This is a genomic window from Burkholderia sp. BCC1047, assembly GCF_902833155.1.
GTDB lineage: Bacteria > Pseudomonadota > Gammaproteobacteria > Burkholderiales > Burkholderiaceae > Burkholderia > Burkholderia sola.
In genome coordinates this window covers 82586-102667 of the sequence record NZ_CADFEH010000017.1, presented here as the reverse complement: position 1 = coordinate 102667, position 20082 = coordinate 82586, and the positions used below count along the sequence as shown (strand labels likewise).

At 68.4% G+C, this 20082-nt stretch carries 18 protein-coding genes, 1 pseudogene and 1 riboswitch; of the genes and pseudogenes, 12 read left to right on the top strand and 7 right to left on the bottom strand.

All coding sequences use genetic code 11. The features are described from left to right. Positions 1–25: 25 nt before the first annotated feature. The 5 genes from HWX55_RS18845 (at position 26) to HWX55_RS18825 (ending at position 6227) form a co-directional block, all read left to right on the top strand. Positions 26–733: a chemotaxis protein CheW gene (locus tag HWX55_RS18845; RefSeq protein ID WP_175976814.1), complete on the top strand. Its 708-nt coding sequence runs from the start codon at positions 26–28 to the stop codon at positions 731–733. Further along, entirely contained in the window at positions 730–3045 is a 2316-nt protein-coding gene (locus tag HWX55_RS18840) for a hybrid sensor histidine kinase/response regulator (RefSeq protein WP_175976813.1), read from the top strand. The genes HWX55_RS18845 and HWX55_RS18840 overlap by 4 nt, the downstream gene beginning before the upstream one ends. Beyond that, complete coding sequence (locus HWX55_RS18835; protein WP_175976812.1) at positions 3042–4061, top strand: chemotaxis response regulator protein-glutamate methylesterase; 1020 nt, start codon at positions 3042–3044, stop codon at positions 4059–4061. Before HWX55_RS18840 ends, HWX55_RS18835 begins: the two co-directional genes overlap by 4 nt. A gap of 78 nt (positions 4062–4139) precedes the next feature. Beyond that, a riboswitch (Fluoride riboswitch) is annotated at positions 4140–4245 on the top strand. Between the two features lie 79 nt (positions 4246–4324). Next, the gene (locus HWX55_RS18830) at positions 4325–5566 is read left to right on the top strand and encodes a voltage-gated chloride channel family protein (RefSeq protein WP_175976811.1); all 1242 of its coding nucleotides are present in this window, start codon (positions 4325–4327) and stop codon (positions 5564–5566) included. A gap of 76 nt (positions 5567–5642) precedes the next feature. Then, positions 5643–6227, top strand: a complete 585-nt coding sequence (locus tag HWX55_RS18825) for a hypothetical protein (RefSeq protein ID WP_175976810.1) — start codon at positions 5643–5645, stop codon at positions 6225–6227. A gap of 18 nt (positions 6228–6245) precedes the next feature. Here the strand turns inward: HWX55_RS18825 and HWX55_RS18820 are convergent, their stop codons facing one another. The 3 genes from HWX55_RS18820 to HWX55_RS18810 all read right to left on the bottom strand — a co-directional run bounded on the left by HWX55_RS18820 (position 6246) and on the right by HWX55_RS18810 (position 9615). Beyond that, positions 6246–6959 (bottom strand): riboflavin synthase subunit alpha, encoded by a 714-nt coding sequence (locus tag HWX55_RS18820; protein WP_175976809.1) that lies wholly within the window; start codon positions 6957–6959, stop codon positions 6246–6248. Positions 6960–7117: 158 nt separating this feature from the next. Then, a complete protein-coding gene (locus tag HWX55_RS18815) occupies positions 7118–7660 on the bottom strand; it encodes a GNAT family N-acetyltransferase (protein WP_244140597.1) in 543 nt (180 codons plus the stop codon). Positions 7661–7752: 92 nt separating this feature from the next. Beyond that, positions 7753–9615, bottom strand: a complete 1863-nt coding sequence (locus HWX55_RS18810) for an ABC transporter ATP-binding protein (RefSeq protein WP_175976808.1) — start codon at positions 9613–9615, stop codon at positions 7753–7755. Positions 9616–10104: 489 nt separating this feature from the next. Here HWX55_RS18810 and HWX55_RS18805 point away from each other — a divergent pair, with 489 nt between their 5' ends. After that, on the top strand, positions 10105–10986 hold the full coding sequence (locus tag HWX55_RS18805) for a Dyp-type peroxidase (protein WP_175976807.1): 882 nt from the start codon (positions 10105–10107) through the stop codon (positions 10984–10986). A 105-nt stretch (positions 10987–11091) separates the two neighbouring features. Here HWX55_RS18805 and HWX55_RS18800 read toward each other — a convergent pair whose 3' ends face one another. Beyond that, positions 11092–11493, bottom strand: a complete 402-nt coding sequence (locus tag HWX55_RS18800; RefSeq protein ID WP_175976806.1) for an OsmC family protein — start codon at positions 11491–11493, stop codon at positions 11092–11094. Positions 11494–12040: 547 nt separating this feature from the next. Between HWX55_RS18800 and HWX55_RS18795 the strand changes: the two genes are divergently transcribed. The 6 genes and pseudogenes from HWX55_RS18795 to HWX55_RS36130 form a co-directional block, all read left to right on the top strand. After that, positions 12041–13105 (top strand): helix-turn-helix domain-containing protein, encoded by a 1065-nt coding sequence (locus HWX55_RS18795; protein WP_175976805.1) that lies wholly within the window; start codon positions 12041–12043, stop codon positions 13103–13105. After that, positions 13054–14370: an Nramp family divalent metal transporter gene (locus HWX55_RS18790; RefSeq protein WP_175976804.1), complete on the top strand. Its 1317-nt coding sequence runs from the start codon at positions 13054–13056 to the stop codon at positions 14368–14370. The genes HWX55_RS18795 and HWX55_RS18790 overlap by 52 nt, the downstream gene beginning before the upstream one ends. 80 nt (positions 14371–14450) lie before the next feature. After that, entirely contained in the window at positions 14451–15041 is a 591-nt protein-coding gene (locus HWX55_RS18785; RefSeq protein WP_175976803.1) for a phosphatase PAP2 family protein, read from the top strand. 502 nt (positions 15042–15543) lie between these two features. Continuing rightward, on the top strand, positions 15544–16332 hold the full coding sequence (locus HWX55_RS18780) for an SDR family oxidoreductase (protein ID WP_050017369.1): 789 nt from the start codon (positions 15544–15546) through the stop codon (positions 16330–16332). Between the two features lie 37 nt (positions 16333–16369). Further along, entirely contained in the window at positions 16370–17386 is a 1017-nt protein-coding gene (locus HWX55_RS18775) for an NADP-dependent oxidoreductase (protein WP_175976802.1), read from the top strand. A gap of 84 nt (positions 17387–17470) precedes the next feature. Continuing rightward, positions 17471–17584 (top strand): annotated as a pseudogene (locus HWX55_RS36130) (thioesterase); the annotation flags it as partial. 43 nt (positions 17585–17627) lie between these two features. On the opposite strand, the gene HWX55_RS18770 reads toward HWX55_RS36130, so the two are convergent. From HWX55_RS18770 to HWX55_RS18760, 3 genes are all read right to left on the bottom strand, one after another. Further along, positions 17628–18680 carry an AI-2E family transporter gene (locus HWX55_RS18770; protein ID WP_175976801.1) on the bottom strand — a complete coding sequence of 351 codons (1053 nt, stop codon included), beginning with the start codon at positions 18678–18680 and terminating at the stop codon, positions 17628–17630. Between the two features lie 232 nt (positions 18681–18912). Beyond that, positions 18913–19497, bottom strand: coding sequence for a YSC84-related protein (locus HWX55_RS18765; RefSeq protein WP_050017366.1), 585 nt, complete (start codon positions 19495–19497; stop codon positions 18913–18915). 64 nt (positions 19498–19561) lie between these two features. After that, positions 19562–19939 (bottom strand): DUF883 family protein, encoded by a 378-nt coding sequence (locus HWX55_RS18760; protein WP_175976800.1) that lies wholly within the window; start codon positions 19937–19939, stop codon positions 19562–19564. Positions 19940–20082 lie beyond the last annotated feature (143 nt).

Here is a 20082-nt window from a genome sequence, read left to right as displayed (position 1 = left end):
GACACCGCGATGACCAGAGGAACGTATGAACCGCGCCGCCGCTGCCACTGACGACGCGACGCTCGACGTCGACGATTGCTGGAACCGGATCGGCACGCGCGGCGACCGCTCGTGCGAGCGGCTGAACGACTGCCTGCGCTGCCTGAACTGCCCGGTCTACGCGTCGCACGCGGCGAAGCTGCTCGAGCGTCCGCTCGACGTGGCCGAGATGGCGGACGTCACGCGCCGGATGAGCGCGCTCGGCACGGCGCGCGCGGGCGACGACGACGGCGATACGCGCCATGCGGCGCTCGCGTTCCGGGTGGCCGACGAATGGCTCGCGCTGCCGATCGGCGTGCTGCGCGAGATCGCCGGCACGCGCCCGATCCACTCGCTGCCGTATCGCCGCCATTCGGCCGTGCGCGGCGTGGTCAACATTCGCGGCACGCTGCGCATCGCGATCTCGATCGGCGCGCTGCTCGGCCTCGATGCCGGCAAGACCGGCGGGGGCGGTGGCGACGGCCGTTTCACGCGGCTGCTGGTGGCCGCGCACCAGGGCGAGCCGGTCGTGTTTCCGGTCGACGAAGTCGAGGGCGTGCTGCGCTTCGGCGCGTCCGACTGGGTGCCGGTGCCTGCGACGGTCGGGCGTGCGAGCGCCGGCCTGTCGCGCGGCGTGCTGTCGTGGCGCGGCAAGTCGGTGGGGCTACTCGACGACGATCGTCTGTTCGATGCCGTGACACGGAGCATGCGATGAGCGGCGATGATGACCTGAGCCACCTGTCGCTGCTCGAGCTGTATCGCGAGGAGACGCGCACGCAGACCCAGGCGCTGTCGGAGCGGCTGCTCGCGCTCGAATCGGGCGAGCCCGATTCCGTCGCGCTTGAGGCGTGCATGCGCGCCGCGCATTCGCTGAAGGGCGCCGCGCGCATCGTCGGCGTGCCGCTCGGCGTCGAGATCGCCGGGCGGATGGAGGAATGCTTCGTCGCCGCGCAGGCCGGCACGATCGCGCTGACGGCCACGCACGTCGACGTACTGCTGGCCGGCGTCGATTTGCTGGTGCGCGTCGGCGATCCGCAGGGGCAGCCCGTGTCGCAGGCCGAGATCGACGTGTTCGCGGCGGCGCTGACGGGCGCCGACGGCGCGCAGACGATGCAGGCGCCGGCCGCCGTGCCGCCGCCGGTGCCGATGCCGCCGTCGTTCGTGCCGTATCGCGATCACGACGGCGCCGCGAACGAGCCGGTCGGCGCGAGCGCCGCGGTGCCGCCGCTCGCCGTGTCGAGCCCGGTGCCCGATCCGGTCCAGGCCGGCCGCGTGGCGGGCGCCGGCGCGATGCGCCGTGTGCGCGCCGATACGCTGAACCGGCTGCTGAGCCTGTCCGGCGAATCGCTGGTCGAATCGCGCTGGCTCAAGCCGTTCGCCGAATCGATGCTGCGCGTGAAGCGCGCGCAGCGCGACGCGGCCCGTTCGCTCGACCTGATGGTCGAGCAGTTCGCCGACGAGCTCGACGCCGGCATGCTCGCGTCGATGAACGAAGTGCGGCACATGCTCAACGACCTGCAGCGCTCGCTCGCCGAGCGCATGGACGAATTCGACCGCTTCGAGCGGCGCAGCACGCATATCGCCGAGCAGCTGTACGACGAGGCGCTGCAGTGCCGGATGCGGCCGTTCGGCGACGCGACGCGCGCGTATCCGCGCATCGTCCGCGATCTCGCGCGCTCGCTCGGCAAGCAGGTGCGTTTCTCGATCGTCGGCGAAGGCACGCAGGTCGATCGCGACATCCTCGACCTGCTCGACGCGCCGCTCGGCCACCTGCTGCGCAACGCGATCGACCATGGCGTCGATTCGCCCGACGCGCGGCGCGCGCGCGGCAAGCCGGCCGAGGCGAGCGTCACGCTCGAGGCGCGCCACAGCGCCGGCTCGCTGCTCGTCAGCGTGATCGACGACGGGCCGGGCGTCGACATGGACGCGCTGCGCGCGGCCGTCGTGCGCCAGCGCCTGACCGACGACGAGACGGCCGCGCGGCTGTCCGACCCCGAACTGCTCGAATTCCTGCTGCTGCCCGGCTTTTCGATGCGCGATGCGGTGACCGACGTATCGGGGCGCGGCGTCGGCCTCGACGCGGTGCAAGAGATGGTGCGCGGCGTGCGCGGCGCGGTGCGGATCTTCAACGAGCCGGGCGCCGGCATGCGCTTCGTGCTGCAGTTGCCGCTCACGCTGTCGGTGATCCGCAGCCTGCTCGTCGAGGTCGGCGGCGAGCCGTATGCGTTCCCGCTCGCGCACGTGCGCCGCACGCTCGAGCTTTCGCACGACGACATCGACGTGCTCGAAGGGCAGCCGCATTTTCCGTTCGACGGCCGGCGCGCGGGCCTCGTCGCCGCGCACCAGCTGCTCGACGCGGGCGAACCCGACGTGGCCCGTGCCAGCACGGCGGTCGTGGTCGTCGGCGCCGAACCCGAGCTGTACGGCGTCGCGGTCGACCGCTTCCTCGGCGAACGGATGCTCGTCGTGCAGCCGCTCGACAGCCGCCTGCACAAGATCCAGAACATCGCGGCCGGCGCGTTGCTCGAGAACGGCGACCCGGTGCTGATCGTCGATGTCGAGGACCTGATCCGCTCGGTCGACAAGCTCGTGCGCGGCGGCCAGCTCGCGCGGGTCACGCGCGATCCGCAGCTCGCGCTGGCCGACCGGCGCCGCCGCGTGCTCGTCGTCGACGATTCGCTGACGGTGCGCGAGCTTGAACGCAAGCTGCTGGAAAAGCGCGGCTACGACGTGACGGTCGCGGTCGACGGGATGGAAGGGTGGAACGCGGTGCGCAGCGATGCGTTCGATCTCGTCGTGACCGACGTCGACATGCCGCGCATGGACGGGATCGAACTCGTCACGCTGATCAAGAGCGACCCGATGCTCAAGCGCGTGCCGGTGATGATCGTGTCGTACAAGGATCGCGACGAGGATCGCCGCCGCGGGCTCGATGCCGGCGCCGACTACTACCTCGCGAAGAGCAGCTTTCACGACGAAGCGCTGCTCGACGCCGTGCACGACCTGATCGGGGACGCACGCGGATGAACATCGGCATCGTCAACGACCTGCCGCTGGCCGTCGAGGCGCTGCGCCGCGTGATCGCGCTGCGCGCGGACCATCGCGTGCTGTGGGTCGCGACCGACGGCGACGAGGCGGTGGATTTCTGCGTCGCGCATCCGCCCGACGTCGTGCTGATGGATCTCGTGATGCCGAAGGTCGACGGCGTCGCCGCGACGCGCCGGATCATGGCGCGCGCGCCGTGCGCGATCCTGATCGTGACGGCGAGCGTCAGCGCGAACACGTCGTCGGTGTACGAGGCGATGGGCGCAGGCGCGCTCGACGCGGTCGATACGCCGACGCTCGCGCTCGGGCTGTCGACCGACGCGTCGCCGCAGGCGCTGCTCGCGAAGATCGACCAGATCGGCCGGTTGCTCGAAAGCCGCAGCGCGGCGCTCGTGCCGCCCGGGCCGACGCCCGCGCGCGGACAGCCGACGCTCGTCGCGATCGGTGCGTCGGCGGGCGGCCCGACCGCGCTCACCGCGCTGCTGCGCGCGCTGCCGGCGGATTTTCCGGCCGCGATCGTGATCGTCCAGCACGTCGACCAGGCCTTCGCGTACGGGATGGCCGAATGGCTCGACGGCTTTACGCGGCTGCCGGTGCGCGTCGCGCGGCAGGGCAGCATGCCGGAAGCCGGCACGGTGCTGCTCGCGGCGACCAACGACCATCTGATGCTGTCGCCGCGCGGCGTGCTCGGCTATACGCGGCATCCGGTCGAAACGCCGTACCGGCCGTCGATCGACGTGTTCTTCAACAGCGTCGCGGACGGCTGGCAGGGTGACGCGCTCGGCGTGCTGCTGACGGGCATGGGACGCGACGGCGCGCTCGGTCTGAAGGCGATGCGGGCGAAGGGCTGCTACACGATCGCGCAGGATGAAGCGACCAGCGCCGTATACGGGATGCCGAAGGCGGCCGCGGCGGTCGGCGCGGCGTCGGCGATCCTGCCGCTCGAACAGATCGCGCCGCAGTTGATCGCGCGGATCGCGCTCGCGCCGCGCGACTGACCGCGCGTCGGGCGGGCGCCGTCGTTGCGTGGCGCGCCGGCGCTGCATTGCATGCGTGGCGCGGCGTCGCGTACAATTGCGGCCTGCGGAGATGGCATGCCTCCCTGCGGTCGTTCCCGGCGCGTGGCGCGCGCGGTGCGGCCCTCAACCGCCGGTTTGCCCGGCTGATGATGCCTGCGTGTTCCTGGGTCGTCAGGAGGTCGCAGGCCGTCCATCCGGTATTCTGCCGCCCAGGTTTTGATGTTCTGTCGAATCTGGAAATCATGTTCTTCACCACTTCTGCCGATCTTTTCGCGACCGTGCGCTACGTGTGCCGCTGGCTCGCGCTTTCCGCGCTGCTCGGCGCGCTCGCCGGCACGGCTTCCGCGCTGTTCCTGATCGCGCTCGACTGGGCGACCGGCACGCGCGTTGCGCATCCGTGGCTGCTGTGGGGGCTGCCGGCCGCCGGGTTCGCCACCGGCTGGATCTACCATCGCTTCGGCCAGTCGGTCGCGCGCGGCAACAACCTGCTGATCGACGAGATTCACGACCCGAAGGCGCTCGTGCCGAAGCGGATGGCGCCGCTCGTGCTCGTCGCGACCGTCGTCACGCACCTGTTCGGCGGGTCGGCCGGCCGCGAGGGCACGGCCGTGCAGATGGGCGGCGCGCTCGCCGATCGCGTCACGCACCTGTTCCGTCTCGATCGCGAGCATCGCCGCGTGCTGCTGATGGGCGGCATCGCGGCCGGCTTCGCGTCGGTATTCGGCACGCCGCTCGCGGGCGCCGTGTTCGGGCTCGAGGTGCTCGCGATCGGGCGCGTGCGGTACGACGCGCTGCTGACCTGCGTCGCGTCGGCGATCGTCGCGGACGTCGTGTGCCGCGCGTGGGGCGTCCATCACACGGCCTATGCGATTCCGTTCGTGCCGGCCGTATCGGCGACCGGGCTGGCCGTGACGGTCGTCGCGGGCATCGCGTTCGGCGTGGTCGGGCGGCTGTTCGCGTTCGCGACGCATGCGCTGACCGCGTGGTTTCGCCGCGTGATCCGCTATGCGCCGCTGCAGCCGGTGCTCGGCGGCCTGCTGGTCGCGGTGGCCGCGACCGTGCTGAACGTGCCGCAGTATCTCGGCCTCGGCATCCCGACGATCGAGGCCGCGTTTCACGGCCCGCTGCCGCTTTACGATTTCGCGGGCAAGTTCGCGTTCACCGTCGTCACGCTTGCGTCGGGGTTCAAGGGCGGCGAGGTGACGCCGCTGTTCTACATCGGCGCGACGCTCGGCAATGCGCTCGGCCAGGTGCTGGCGCTGCCGGTGCCCGTGCTCGCGGGGCTCGGCTTCGTCGCGGTGTTCGCGGGCGCGGCGAACACGCCGATCGCGTCGACGATCATGGCGATCGAACTGTTCGGCGCGGATATCGGCGTGTATGCGATCGTCGCCTGTGTCGTCGCGTATCTGTTTTCCGGGCACGCGGGGATTTATCGCGCGCAGCGCGTGGCGGTGGGGAAGGGGGCGCGGGTGGAGGCGGAGTGAGGTGGGGGCGCGGTCGATGTCGTTCGATCGCGGCGGCGCGATGCGATACCCGGGACGCTAAAAAGAGAGGCATCCAATGACGTCGGACGATTTTCTGAACGAAACCAGGCGGCTTGCGAGGCCGTGCCGTCAGTACCGCTTCGCGGCTGACGGCGAACCCGTCACCGGCTACTGGCATGGGGTCGATGCCGGCGAGTTGTGCATTTCCACCGAACGCGACGGCGTCTGGCTGAACGTCCATCTCGACGATAGCGGCACGTCGGGCCGCGTGGAGACTTCCACGCAACCTGTCCGTTCCGACCGCCCGCTGTGCCGATCCGACGCGCTGTCGCTTCCGCCGGTCGATGCGGTGTTTCGCTTCGGCTGCGCCGCAATCGGCGCGTACCTCGACGCACACGGTTGGCAGCGCGACTGGGGATTCAACGGCAACTTCAAGGGTGCGGCCGCGCACGACTACGAGCGCGAGTGGATGGCGCAATGCCCGCTCTACGCGGACGGCGTGGTGGCCGTCGCGGGCGGATGGCACATGCCATGGCCCGACGACGACTGGAATGAACTGATCGACCTCGAATTCGTCCTCTGGACGTTCGAGGAATCGGAACCGTGGGTCGAGGTGTTTTCGGACGGCAGCCGTTACTCGGTGATCCAGCGGATCACCTAGCACGCGCTTAATCAGCCTTTACTGCTTCGGCAGCCGCGCGACATGACGCGCGAGCAGTTCCTCGATATCGATGCCTTTTTCCGCGAGCAGCGCGGTGACGACGCCGTTCAATTCGCCGAGCGTTTCCTTGACCGACTCGCGAATCGTATCCACGACGACCTGCGTGCTGCGCTCGATCTCGATGTTGACCTTGTCGTTGACGCCCTTCGCGTCGAACGTGGTCGCGCGGCGCGTTTCGGGAATCAGCCAGACGTCGAACCAGCCTTCGTCGCGATTGACCTCCGACACGGTGAGGCTGCAGCCGTTGATCGCGATGTAGCCCTTCGCGAACACATAGCGCTTGAACGCGGCCGGCACGCCGATGCGGATCATCCGGTTGTGCTCGGACGACGCGATGTGCGCGATGGTCCCCGTGAAATCGACATGACCGGACAGCGGATGGCCGCCGATCTCCGCGCCGTCCTTCGCGGCCCGCTCGACGTTGACGCGCGCACCGGTCGCGAGGTCGGCGAGCGTCGTGATCCGCAGGCTCGGCAGCATCACGTCGAAGTCGATCAGCACCGGCGAATGGATGGTCGTCACGGTCAGGCACACGCCGTCGACCGACACGCTCGCGCCGATCTCGATATCGTCGGTGAAGCGCTCGGGGAATGCGATGCTGAACGTTCTCAGCTCGCCGTGATCCTTGATGGCGTTGATGGTGCCAACACCCTGAACAATGCCTGTAAACATGGTCTGCCTTTCGTCGCAAATTTCCTGGCCGACATGATAAGTGATCCGCGGGAGAGGCGCGTGACGGTGGCAGGCTGGCGGCGGTAGGCCGCTTTGGTGAAAGCCCCGGCCGTGGGCAGGACCACTGAGAACAAGGTCGATCGTCACGAGTCGGCCGCCTACGCCTGGCCCGGGCTTTCGCATGTCACCGGGGCCGGTATCTGATAAATGACCGACACGAATTTCGGGGTCTCGCCATGACCCGTTACAGTGCCGCCGAGGGACTCGGCGATACGTCGGCTCGGATGGTTCTCCTCGGCGACGGGATAGTCGAAGCGCTGAACGTTGAGCGTCGAACACGCCCATTCCACGACGAGCCTGACCGCCTCTCGTCCGATCCCTTCGCGATGCCGATCTTCGCGGATCCAGACGCCCAATTCCGGGATGGCCTGCTTGACGTGATGAACCCCCACTAGGCCGAGGAAGGATCCACCGTCGCGTTGTCGAATCACGAACACGTAGTCGGTGCCGTCGGTTTGTGCGTGCAGCCACGTCTGCCAGATGCGATCGAAACTTTCCCTGTTGGCCGGAGGGTCCCAGCCCATATAGCGAGTCAGCGACGGCGTAATGCATGCAAGCGTCGCATCCGCGTCGTTCGCCGAGAACGGTGCGAGCGAAAGGCGATTCGATTCGATACGGATTTCGTCCGGTTGCAGCATCATTTCCTCGTCGTGCGTCGACCACGCCAGTCGGATCGCCGACACGGCCCGGCGGCGATGACCGCGCCGCCGGGCCGTGTCGCGCCGCGCCTGCATCAAACCTTCGCCGGCTCTCCCAGCGGCCCGGCATCGCGATCCGCCACGCGACGCGGCGAATCGGCGAGCCCCTTCGCGAGCTCCAGCGCCTGCCGTTCGAACAGCCGGCGATAGATGCCGCCGTCGATGCGGATCAGCGCGTCGTGGTTGCCTTCCTCGATCACCTTGCCGCGATCGAGCACCAGCAGCCGGTCGAGCGCACGCACGGTCGACAGCCGGTGCGCGACGACGAGCGTCGTGCGGCCGACCATCAGCCGCTCCATCGCCTGCTGGATCAGCAGCTCGCTTTCGCTGTCGAGGCTCGACGTCGCTTCGTCGAGGATCAGGATCGGCGCATCGGCGAGGAACGCGCGCGCGATCGCGACGCGCTGGCGCTCGCCGCCCGACAGCTTGATCCCGCGTTCGCCGACGAGCGTGTCATAGCCGTCCGGCAGCGCGGCGATGAAGTCGTGCGCACTCGCCAGACGCGCGGCGCGCTCGATGTCGGCGCGGCTCGCATCGGGGCGCGCATACGCGATGTTCTCCGCGAGCGTGCGGTGGAACAGCACGGGCTCCTGCTGGACGATCGCGATCTGGCTGCGCAGCGAATCCTGCCGCACCTGCGCGATGTCCTGGCCGTCGATCGTGATGCGGCCGCCCGACACGTCGTACAGGCGCTGGATCAGCTTGATGAACGTCGTCTTGCCCGACCCGGAATGGCCGACGAGGCCCACGCGTTCGCCGGGCGCGATCCGCATCGAGAAATCGTCGTACAGCGGCACCGGATGGTTGCCGTAGCGGAACGTCACGTGCTCGAAGCGGATCTCGCCTTGCCCGATCCGGATCGCCGGCGCGCCGGGGCGATCGTCGATGCCGAGCGGCTGGCGTTCGAGCGCGACGAGCTCTTCCATGTCGTTCACCGAGCGCTGCAGGTTGCGGATGTGCATGCCGACGTCGCGCAGGTAACCCTGCAGCATGAAGAACATCGTCAGCGCGAACGCGATGTCGCCGACGCTCGCCTCGTCGTTCATCCACAGCCGCAGCGCGACGCCGATCATCGCGGCCTGCATCGCGACGAGCATCGCGCCTTGCAGCCCGCCGTTGAAGGTGCCGCGCACCCACGTGCGGCGCGTGCGCTGCCGCCATTTGTCGATCACGCGCGCGAGCCGCGCTTCCTCGCGCGTTTCCGCGCCGAACGCCTTGACGACCGCGTTGCAGCTGACGGCATCGGCGAGCGCGCCGCCCATGCGCGTGTCCCACAGGTTGCCGAGCCGGGCGGCCGGCGCGACGATGCCGAGCGACACCGCGACCGTCACCGCGATGTACAGCAGCGAACCCGCGCCGACGACGAGCCCCATCACCGGCCAGTGCGTGCCGAGCAGCACGGTCGCGCCGACCAGCATCGCGACCGACGGCAGCAGCGCGATCAGCACGGTATCGTTGAGCAGATCGAGCGCCCAGATCCCGCGCGTGATCTTGCGCACGGTCGAGCCCGCGAAGCTGTTCGCGTGCCAGTCGGTCGAGAAGCGCTGCACGCGGTGGAACGACGCAGCGGCGATCTCGCTCATCATCTTCAGCGTGAGCGTGATGATGTTCAGGTAGACGCCCTGGCGCAGCACCGTCGCGCCGATGCCGAGCGCGGCGAGCGTGCCGAACGCGACGAGGGCCGAATGCCACGCGGCGGCGCGGTCGGTCAGGCCGGTCGACAGCGCGTCGACGAGGCGGCCGGCGAACAGCGGCGTGAGGACGTCGGCGAGCGCGGCGAGCAGCGCGAGGCTCGCGACCGTGGCGATGCGCGCCGGCTGCTTGCGCCAGTAACGGATGGTGAAGCCGAAGACGGCCTGGAATGCGTGGCCGCCCAGATGGGAGGTTTTTCTGGTCATGTATCGTTGCCCGGCGCATCGCGCGACGGGACTTTCCGGTTCGGAGAACGTCGAAAACGCAACAGCCGGGCCGCGCGACACACGCGGGGCGGAACGAAACGGGCTGTCGGGAAAAGCGCGGCTGACGGGTTAGCGGAAAACTCGGGAGCCGGCGCGGACGGCGGGCTGGATCAGCTGCGCCGCGAGACCACGTTCGGGAAGGTTGCTGGCATTCGGAACATCTGCACCTCCCTGAAGTGAACGGTTGAATGAAAGGACGCCGAAAAGACGTGCACTGATTTTATCAGGACAGTCGCGCGCGCCGCAACGTCTGACGAATGCGGCGTTGCTGCGTCGATACGGTGAGTATTCCGGGTTTTGGCCCCTTTTCGCGTACGTTGTGCGATGGCGGGTGCGGAGCCGGTGCGCGCATCGATTACACTTCCGCGTCCGCGGCGCGCGACGACGCGCGGCCGCCCGGATTCACTCCGAACCATTCCCGAGGAAACGATGAGCGACGTTCAGCAAGGCATCCTGGCTCCGATCGATACGGTAGCCCGATACCTCACTTTCACGATGTCGAACGACGGCAATATCGCCGCGGCGCTGGCCGCGCTGCGCGAGATCGTCGACGGACGCGACACGGTGGTCGGTTTCGGACACGCGCTGGCCGCCTATCTCGGGCACCCGGTGCCGGGCCTGACCGACTATCCGGCGTTCTCGGTGAACGACCGTACGCTGCCGATGACGCCGGCCGACGTGTGGGTCTGGCTGCGCTCGGACGACCGCGGCGAAATCGTGCTGCGCGCGCGGGCGATCGAACGCGCGCTCGCGCCGGCGTTCGCGCTGCAGGAGGCCGTCGACGGCTTCCGCTATTCGAACGATCGCGACCTGTCCGGCTACGAGGACGGCACCGAGAACCCGGAAGGCGACGACGCGGTGGCCGCGGCGATCGTCACGGGGCAGGGCGCGGGGCTCGACGGCTCGAGCTTCGTCGCGGTGCAGCAGTGGGTGCACGACTTCGACCAGATGGAGCGCATTCCGTCGGGCGACATGGACCACATCATCGGGCGTCGCCGTTCGGACAACGAGGAACTCGACGACGCGCCCGAATTCGCGCACGTGAAGCGCACCGCGCAGGAAAGCTTCGCGCCCGAGGCGTTCATGCTGCGCCGTTCGTCGCCGTGGTCGGACACGCGCCGGGCGGGCCTGTACTTCGTCGCGTTCGGCTGCTCGTTCCGCGCATTCGACGTGCAGATGCGCCGGATGAGCGGCGCGGAAGACGGGATCGTCGACGGCCTGTTCCGCTTCACGCGGCCGCTGTCGGGCGCGTATTTCTGGTGCCCGCCGATGAAGGACGGGAAGCTGGACCTCGCCGCGCTCGGACTGTAAGCGCCGGGCGGGATCGACGAACGGGCGGGTCGCGCCGGAATGCGCGGCCCGCCCGTTTCGTTTTTCAAGCTTTCAAGCGGCAGTGCGTGCGGACTGCCGCGTGCGTCAGTTCAGCGTCGTGTCGATCCGCGTGCCGCGCTTGATGAACTGCGTCACCGGGGTTTTCTCGCAGATTTCCGCGAGACGCTGGCGTTGCGCGTCGTCGAGCGCACCGTCGAGCGTCACGACGCGGCGCACGTATTGCACGCCTTCGCGATCGGCATGCAGCTCGGTGCGCACCGCGATGCGCGCGGCCGGCCACGTCTTGCGCTGCATGTACATGCGCAGCGTCGCGGCCGTGCATTGCGCGAGCCCGGCCAGCACGAACTCGTACGGCGCCGGCCCGCGATCCTGGCCGCCTTCGCGCGGCGCTTCGTCGCCGGTCAGCGCATGCGTGCCGGCCTGCAACTGGACGACGTAGTCGGGCGCGTCGGCATCGAGGACGGCGGCGGCGTGGATCAGGGACATGGCAGGTCTCCGGGAGGCAAATAAAGGAAAGCGGGCGCCGCGTGGCGGCGTGCAGCCGTCAGCATACCGTTCCGGCCGCGCGGGCGCGCGCAGCGCGCTACGCGTCGGCGATGCCGGCGCTGCTGCGCACGAGCGCGGCGATGCGTTCGCACGCGTTCGATGCACGTCGATGCCGTTCGCGTCGATACGCGAGCGTTCGCTTTGCCGATGTAACGCAATCGAACACGCACGTCATTAAGCATGACGGCTGCAATAATCGGCCGCATCGCATACGCGATTCTGTATCGGCATACCAGCGGCATGCGGCAGCCTGTAGTAATCCGCCATCATGCTGTCCCCGTCGGCCATTTCGCGCCAAAGGCACTACCCGTTCGGCTAAGATGCCGTCGCTTCATATTTCGGGATAGCCGTCCTGTCGCACGCATTCAAACCAAATATAAGCCTGACAGTTCGACGGTATTAGAAGAAGTCGAACAAGTCGGGGGCTTGGCCAGTGAATGCAGCAGATCAGCGGTGGGTCATTATCTATTTGAGTACGGGGTTTTCGTTGGCCCAGGCCGCGCGTCTCGGCGAGGCCTTCAACCTGGCGAATCGCCTGCATGGGTACGGCGTGGATTACCAGCTCAAGTACGTATCCGAAAACGGGGGACTGTTGCAGTCGTCGTCCGGCGTGCGAATCGCGGCCGATCCGCTCGGCGACGAACACAGCCGCCGTGCGCTCGCGTTCTTTCATCTTCATGGCGACCGCGCGGCCGTCAACTGGGACGACGCATTGCAACGGCGCCTGGCCGACATTCGCCAGCATGCGCGCTGGATCGTCGACGCGATGGATCTGCCCGCGCTCGCCGCCACGCAGCGGCCGTCGTCGTCGATCGACGTGCGGCCGGGCAGCGCCCGGCGCCGCGCCGCCACGACGATCGAATCGCGGGCCGGCGAGACCGACGTGTTTGCCGCCGCGCTCGACATGTTCCGCGCGGACCTCGGCGATGGCGCCGCGCGGGAGATCGCCAGCAACATGGCGCGGCCGGTCGAGCAGCGCTATGTTCAGTCGATGTGGGCGTTCCGCGAACTGAGCGCGAGCCCGTCGATCCGGATGTCCGCGCAGCGGCTGCGCGCGCAGAGCGTGAACCGCATCTCGATCGCGAACGCCGCGCAGGCGGCCGCGATGAGCGAGCGCAATTTCCTGCGACGCTTCAAGAAGGAAATCGGCGTGACGCCGACCGAGTTCGTCCAGCACGTGCGGCTCGAGCGGGCGTGCCACATGTTGATCCATACGACGCTGCCGGCCGACAAGGTCGCGCGGCGCACCGGGTTCGGCAGCGGCGAGCGGCTCGCGAAGCTGTTTCGCCAGCGCCTGCTGATGTCGCCGACCGAATTTCGCGTCGCCGAGCGGGAAAAAATCCTCGCGCACGGCGCGGCGTCGCCCGACCCGGATGACGGGCCGGCCGCCGCGTGCTGCGACGGCGACGGGGCGGAATGCGACGCGTGCGCGACCGCGCGCGGGAAAACGGGACGGATACCCGTAGAATCGTCGTGTCGCGACCTCGATTCCCGGTTTCCATGCCCTTCCTCCCCTCTACCGCCACCGCCCCTTTCTGCCCGTCGGAAGTAAAGGGCAGCATCACGATCGACGCGGCCGCGCCGCGCTGGCAGAAGCTCAAGCGTTTCTTCGGCCCCGGCCTGCTGGTCGCGATCGGCTACATGGATCCCGGCAACTGGGCGACCGATATCCAGGCGGGTTCGCAGTTCGGCTATTCGCTGCTGTGGGTCGTCGCGTTCTCGAGCCTCGCGGCGATCTTCCTGCAGATGCTCGCGGCGCGGCTCGGCCTCGTCGCGGGCAAGGATCTCGCGCAGGCCAGCTACGACCGCTACGGCCGGTTCGGCCGCGTCGTGCAGTGGATCACCGCCGAAGTGTCGATCATCGCGTGCGACATCGCGGAAGTGCTCGGCTGCGCGCTCGCGTTCAAGCTGCTGCTCGGCGTGCCGCTCGCGTGGGGCGTCGTGCTCACCGCGCTCGACACGGTGATCGTGCTCGGCCTGCAGGGCAAGGGGTTCCGGCAGATCGAGGCGATCGTGCTCGGGCTGATCGCGACGATGGCGTTCTGCTTCGTCGCGCAGGTGGCGATCACGCCGCCCGACTGGCACGCGGTGATCGGCGGGCTCGTGCCGGGCGACCCGGGCCACGACCGCAAGGACGCGATCGTGCTCGCGCTCGGCATCGTCGGCGCGACGATCATGCCGCACAACCTGTACCTGCATTCGTCGGTCGTGCAGACGCGGCATGTGGTCGGCGGCGCGCGCGGCGTGATCCGCGACACGCTGGGGCTCGTGCGCATCGATACCTGCGTGTCGCTGTTCGTCGCGATGCTCGTCAACGCGGCGATCCTCGTCGTCGCGGGCGCCGCGTTTCATGCGACGGGCCAGCACAACGTGACCGACATCGAACAGGCGTACCGGCTGATCACGCCGATCGCAGGCGGCGCGGCCGCGCTGTTGTTCGGCATCGCGCTGCTCGCATCCGGGCAGAGCTCGACGCTGACCGGCACGATCGCCGGCCAGGTCATCATGGACGGCTTCCTGCATACGAAGATCCCGTGCTACCAGCGCCGGCTGATCACGCGCGGGCTCGCGCTCGTGCCGGCGCTGATCGGCGTGCTGTGGCTCGGGGACGGCTCGGTCGGGCAACTGCTCGTCTGGAGCCAGGTGCTGCTGAGCCTGCAGTTGCCGTTCGCGATGTGGCCGCTGATCCGCTCGGTCAGCGACCGCAACACGATGGGCGACCACGCGATCGGCCGCGGGATGCAGGTGGCCGCCTGGGCGCTGTTCGCCGTGATCACCGGCACGAACCTGCTGCTGATTACCGGTGTCGCGGGCTGATACAGCCTGTCACAGGCTGACACAGGCGTGCGGCGCGCATGCGGTAAACTGCGGCCTTTCGATTGTCCTCGAAGTCCGTTATGTGGAGTGACATCAGCAATATTGGTGATGCCGCGCTGACCTTGCCGATCGCGCTGACCTGCGCGGCATGGCTCGTGTTGACCGACTGGCGCCTCGCCGCCCGCTGGGGCGTGCTGCTGGCCGCCGGCATGGGCGTCGTCGGCGCGACGAAGATTCTCTATGCCGGATGCGGGATCGAGCTTCCGCAATTCGATTTCCGCGTGATCAGCGGCCATACGATGCTGTCGACGTCCGTGTGGACGGTCGCGCTGTCGATGCTGTGGCAGGCGTTCCGGCCGGGCAGGGCGCCCGGCATCGCGACCGGACTGGCCGTCGGCGCGATCACGGCCGTCGCGCGCGTGTTCGATCATTCGCACACCGTGCCGGAAGTCGTCGCCGGCTGGATGCTCGGCGCGCTGGTCGCGCTGGTGTTCCTGCGCGGCTACGACGGCGTGCGGCAGCGCGCGTTCTCGCCGCGCGTCGCGGCGGCGTGCCTGCTGCTGGTGTCGGGCATCGCGTACGGGCACCGCGCGCCGTTCCAGCAGATGATCGACACGCATTCGCCGCAGCTCTGCGCGTTCGTGCGCGCGCCGTCGGACGACCGGTTCTGACCGGTGCCGATGGCGGGTGCGCCGGCGCCGCCTTTCTGCCGCTGGGGTTCGTCCGGCGTTTTCCGGTTTTCCGGCGGGTCGCACGATGTCACGCCGGTTCATTTCCCCGATTGCTTTCCCCGGTTGTGCGGACGCAACGCCCGGCATCCCGAAAATCGACCCGCTCGCCAGTCCGCTCGATCGGCGCGCGTGGACTCGCACGTCGGTGCCGGTATGCGCGAGTCATCAACGCTGTCTATGACCGGGCATAACGAATATTCATTTCATCGATCGGGTGCACTCGCGTACGCTGGCTGTCGTTCAACCGCGGACAGCCTGCCCGGCCGGGCACGCGTGCGTCGCGTTCGTCTCGATATACTCGCGGAAACCGTGTGGCGCGTCGTCATGTCGGCGCACCGGCCATCGGCGCACGTCGGCCGGCAGCGGCACTGAAGGCGCGGAAAGCACGCACACCCGGTCGCGGCAGCGTTCCGCGACGACGATTCAAGACAGGAGCAGACACATGACAATCGTTTCTCCGCGCCTCGCCGGCAAGTGCGCATACATCACGGGCGCCGCGGGCGGCCTCGGCCGCGCGATCGCGCGCCGGATGGTCGAGCAGGGCGCGCGCGTGTTCGTGACCGATATCGCGGAAGCGGCGGTGCTCGACGCGTTCGCGCAGGAGCTCAACGCGGGCCACGCGACGCCGGTCGCGTTCGCCGCGACCCAGGACGTGCGCGACGAAGCGCGCTGGCAGGCGTTGCTCGTGCAGGCGACCGATGCGATGGGCGGCCTGTCGGTGCTCGTCAACAATGCGGGCGTCGGCTCGATCGGCTCGCCCGCGCAAATCGAGCTGGACGAATGGCGCCGCGTGATGGCGATCAACGTCGAGAGCATCGTGCTCGGCTGCAAGCATGCGCTGTCGTATCTGGCCGAGAGCCATCCCGCATCGATCATCAACATTTCGTCGGTCGCGGCGTTCAAGGTCGAACCGGATTTCACCGCGTACAACGCATCGAAGGCGGCGGTCGCGTCGCTGACGAAGTCGGTCGCGATCGATTGCGCGCGCCGCGAGATCGACGTGCGCTGCAATTCGATTCACCCGGCGTTCATCCGCACGGGGATCGTCGAGCCGCTGTTCCAGTCGCTCGGCGAACGCGACGCGACGCGCAAGCTCGCGCGCGGCATTCCGCTGCGCCGGCTCGGCGAGCCGGACGACGTCGCGCATGCGGCCGTGTATCTCGCGTCCGACGAGAGCCGCTTCGTGACGGCCGCCGAACTCGTGATCGACGGCGGCATGTGCGCGGTCTGACGCGCATCCCGAACCACAACGATTGGAGGAGAACAGCATGTCGACACCCGTGAACCGCCAGCTGCTATTGAAGACGCGCCCGGAAGGGCGGGTCGGCCGCGAACATTTTTCGCTCGTCGAGACGCCGGTGCCGGCGCTCGCCGACGGCGAGGTGCTCGTGCGCGTGTTGTATCTGTCGATGGACCCGACCAACCGCGTATGGATGAGCGACGTGCCGCAGTACCTGCCGCCCGTCGCGATCGGCGAGGTGATGCGCGCGCTCGGGATCGGCCGCGTGATCGCGTCGCGTAACGCGGGGTTCGCGGAGGGTGACCTCGTGCAGGGGCTCGTCGGCTGGCAGGACTACGCGGTCGTGCCGGCCGAGCAGGCCGCGCAGCTCGTGAAGCTGCCCGCGCAGTCGGGCCTGCCGCTGCCGACGCTGCTCGGCGCGTGCGGGATGAGCGGGTTGACCGCGTACTACGGGCTGACCGACATCGCGCCGGTGCAGCCGGGCGAAACGCTGGTCGTGTCGGCGGCGGCCGGCTCGGTCGGCTCGATCGCCGGGCAGATCGGCAAGATCCACGGCGCACGGGTGGTCGGCATCGCGGGCGGCGCGGACAAGTGCCGCTACCTGACCGAGACGCTCGGCTTCGACGCGGCCGTCGACTACAAGGCCGACGATTTCCGCCAGCAACTGAAGGCGGCGACGCCGGACGGCGTGCACGTGAACTTCGAGAACGTCGGCGGCGAGGTGATGCGCGCGGTGTTGTCGCGGATGGTGATCGGCGGGCGCGTCGCGCTGTGCGGGGTGATCTCGAACTACAACAGCGGCCGCGCGTCCGACGACGTCGGCGTGCTGATCTCGAAGCGGCTGACGATGCGCGGCTTCCTGATCCTCGACTACCGCAAGAGCCGCGAAGCCGTGCAGACGCTCGCGGGCTGGCTGCGCGACGGTCGGCTCAAGGCCGAGGAAACCGTGGCCGACGGTCTTGAAAACGCGCCCGACGTGCTGAATCGCCTGTTCGACGGCGACCATCGCGGCAAGCTGGTGCTGCGCGTCGATCCGGACGCGTGACGGGGGTGTCTCGCCTGTCGGATCGGGCCGCGGGCGCGTATCGAGCGCGCTGAGTTCGATCAATCCGGCCGCAGTTGCACATGGCTGACGCCGGGCCGCGTTCATCGCGTCGGCCCGTACGGCGGCGTGATGACCGTTGCTTCGGATGAAGCAACGGGCGCCGTGGCGCCCGTCGTGATCCATATCCGTCATCCTTGACCGGCGAGGTCCGCACGCATGCGGATCGCCGGCCGGCCGCGCGTCATTCGCCCTGTTCGGCGCGCGCGTAGATGTCCCAGCTCGCCATGAACAGCGCGGCGGCGAGCGGCCCGATCACGAAGCCGTTGATGCCGAACAGCGCCATCCCGCCGAGCGTCGAGATCAGCACGACCCAGTCGGGCATCTTCGTGTCCTTGCCGACGAGGATCGGGCGCAGCAGGTTGTCGACGAGGCCGATCACGCCGACGCAGAACGCGACCAGGATCACGCACTTCCATACCGCGCCGATCATCAGGAAGTAGAGCGCGGCCGGCACCCACACGAGGCTCGCGCCGATCGCGGGCAACAGCGACAGGAACGCCATCAGCGCGCCCCACAGCACGACGCCCTCGATCCCGAGGATCCAGAAGATCAGCCCGCCGAGCGCGCCCTGGACGAGCGCGACCGCGATGTTGCCCTTCACGGTCGCGCGCACGACCGTCGTGAATTTCGCGAGCAGCAGGTTTTTGTGCTCTTCGTCGAGCGGCAGCGCGCGGCGCACGCGGCGGCCGATCTCGCCGCCGTCGCGCAGCAGGAAGAACACCATGTACAGCATCACGCCGAAGCTCACGACGAACTGGAACGTGTTCTGGCCGATGCTGAGCGCCTGGGTGGCCGCGAACTGGCTGATCTGCGCGGCGCCGTCGGTCAGCTTCTTCTGGATGCCCGGGATGTTGGTCAGCCCGTATTTCTGCAGCAGGTTCTGGATCGACGTCGGCAACGCATGGATGATGTCATGGAAGTACTGCGAATAATTCGGCTGCGCATCCTTGAGCTCCTGGTACACGTACGCGATTTCCTGCACGAGCGTGGCCGTGACGAACACGAGCGGCAGGATCACGATCAGGATGATCAGCGACATCGTGACGAGCGCGGCCAGATTGCGCCGCTTGCCGAAGCGTGCGGCCAGCCAGCGCTGCACGGGCTGGAACAGGATCGCGAGAATGGTGCCCCAGAAGACGGCGCCGGAGAACGGCGCGAGGATCCAGCAGAGTCCGACGGTGACCGCGAACAGCAGGAAGTAGAAGAATTTTTGGTGATCGTGTCCGCTATCCATGGGTACATTCGCGCAGATTGATGCGTGGTTTGATTGAATCTCGTTGCCCTGCGCGTGATCGGTTCGCGAACGTCAGGTTCGCGGCGCAATGCGCGGCCGGGCGGCCCATGCGGAGTATGCCCGCAAAGGTGCCGCCATCATAGCCGCTGCGTGAGACACATGCGAAAACGCCGCGGCCGGGGCCGCGGCGCTGCCGGGAAGCGAACGCGGCGCGAGGCCGCGTGCCGGATCGTCAGATATTGAGCTTGGTGACCTTCGTGCCGTTCACCGACAGGTCGCCCATCAGGCCCGCGTTGGTCAGGACCAGCACTTCCACCGGTGCGGTAGCCGTGTTGGAGTCGACCGCGCCGTTCGCGCCGACCTTCACGACCGCGACCGACGCGTCGGCGCCGGCCGACCAGCCGTCCGACTTGCGGAACGAGTCGAGCGCATCCTGCGTCATGAACAGGAACACGACCGCCTTCGATTGCGCGCCGGCCTGCAGGCCGACCGACAGCGACGACGTGTTGTAGTAGCCGACGGTGCTGCCGCCGACGCGCAGCGCGCCGTTGCCGGACTGGGCGCCGACGATGAAGCCGGCTTGCAGCACATTCGGGAACACAAGGACGCCGCGTGCTTTCGAGACCAGGTCGCGCGAGCCGGGCACCGTCGAATACAGGCGCGACAGCGTCGCATTCACGCTGGCGTCGATCGACTCGCGCTTCGACGCGCTGGCCGCGGCGCTATCGGGTTTGCCGGACGTGGTCGTGCAACCGGCGAGGGCGAGGCTGCCGAGCATCACGGCGGCGGCGGCTTTCATGGCGAGGGATTTCTGCATGGCGTTTCTCCTTCGTTGTCTGATGGGTGACGGGCGAGGCGGGCGGCGGTACACGCCGCCCCGTTCAACGGCGGGAAAGGAGCAGGCCCGCAACGAACGCAAGGCCCGCGACGACGCCGGCGGTTTGCCACGGATTCTCGTGCACGACCTGCGACACGCGTTCGGCCGAATCGCGCAGCCGGGCGGCCGCGCTGCCCGACGCATAGTCGAGCGCGCCGCGTGCTTCATCGAGGCGGGATTGCACGCGCTTGCGCAGCGCGGCGATATCGCCATCGCCGTCGTTTTTCAGCAGATCTTCCAGTTCGTCGACCAGCCCGCGCAGATCGTCGGTCACGTCGGCATGCAGATCGCGGGCAGCCGCGCGCGTCGTGCGGCCCACGCGCCGGCCGGTGCGACGGATATCGGACAGCCCGCGGTGTTCGATCGAGTCGGTAAGCGCCATGGTGTTTATCCTCCTTTGATTCCAGGCAATTTGAAGATAAGACGAATCGCTGCAACTGATGTGATTCACTTGATCCCATTGAGTTTCGAGACAAATTTTCAATTCGTCGGCAGGATCGCCGGGAAACCCCGTCGCGCGGGGCG

Coding starts and splice junctions, on each gene's coding strand:
- HWX55_RS18845 (WP_175976814.1), top strand. CDS start 26: ATGAACCGCGCCGCCGCTGCCACTGACGACGCGACGCTCGACGTCGAC.
- HWX55_RS18840 (WP_175976813.1), top strand. CDS start 730: ATGAGCGGCGATGATGACCTGAGCCACCTGTCGCTGCTCGAGCTGTAT.
- HWX55_RS18835 (WP_175976812.1), top strand. CDS start 3,042: ATGAACATCGGCATCGTCAACGACCTGCCGCTGGCCGTCGAGGCGCTG.
- HWX55_RS18830 (WP_175976811.1), top strand. CDS start 4,325: ATGTTCTTCACCACTTCTGCCGATCTTTTCGCGACCGTGCGCTACGTG.
- HWX55_RS18825 (WP_175976810.1), top strand. CDS start 5,643: ATGACGTCGGACGATTTTCTGAACGAAACCAGGCGGCTTGCGAGGCCG.
- HWX55_RS18820 (WP_175976809.1), bottom strand. CDS start 6,959: ATGTTTACAGGCATTGTTCAGGGTGTTGGCACCATCAACGCCATCAAG.
- HWX55_RS18815 (WP_244140597.1), bottom strand. CDS start 7,660: ATGATGCTGCAACCGGACGAAATCCGTATCGAATCGAATCGCCTTTCG.
- HWX55_RS18810 (WP_175976808.1), bottom strand. CDS start 9,615: ATGACCAGAAAAACCTCCCATCTGGGCGGCCACGCATTCCAGGCCGTC.
- HWX55_RS18805 (WP_175976807.1), top strand. CDS start 10,105: ATGAGCGACGTTCAGCAAGGCATCCTGGCTCCGATCGATACGGTAGCC.
- HWX55_RS18800 (WP_175976806.1), bottom strand. CDS start 11,493: ATGTCCCTGATCCACGCCGCCGCCGTCCTCGATGCCGACGCGCCCGAC.
- HWX55_RS18790 (WP_175976804.1), top strand. CDS start 13,054: ATGCCCTTCCTCCCCTCTACCGCCACCGCCCCTTTCTGCCCGTCGGAA.
- HWX55_RS18785 (WP_175976803.1), top strand. CDS start 14,451: ATGTGGAGTGACATCAGCAATATTGGTGATGCCGCGCTGACCTTGCCG.
- HWX55_RS18780 (WP_050017369.1), top strand. CDS start 15,544: ATGACAATCGTTTCTCCGCGCCTCGCCGGCAAGTGCGCATACATCACG.
- HWX55_RS18775 (WP_175976802.1), top strand. CDS start 16,370: ATGTCGACACCCGTGAACCGCCAGCTGCTATTGAAGACGCGCCCGGAA.
- HWX55_RS18770 (WP_175976801.1), bottom strand. CDS start 18,680: ATGGATAGCGGACACGATCACCAAAAATTCTTCTACTTCCTGCTGTTC.
- HWX55_RS18765 (WP_050017366.1), bottom strand. CDS start 19,497: ATGCAGAAATCCCTCGCCATGAAAGCCGCCGCCGCCGTGATGCTCGGC.
- HWX55_RS18760 (WP_175976800.1), bottom strand. CDS start 19,939: ATGGCGCTTACCGACTCGATCGAACACCGCGGGCTGTCCGATATCCGT.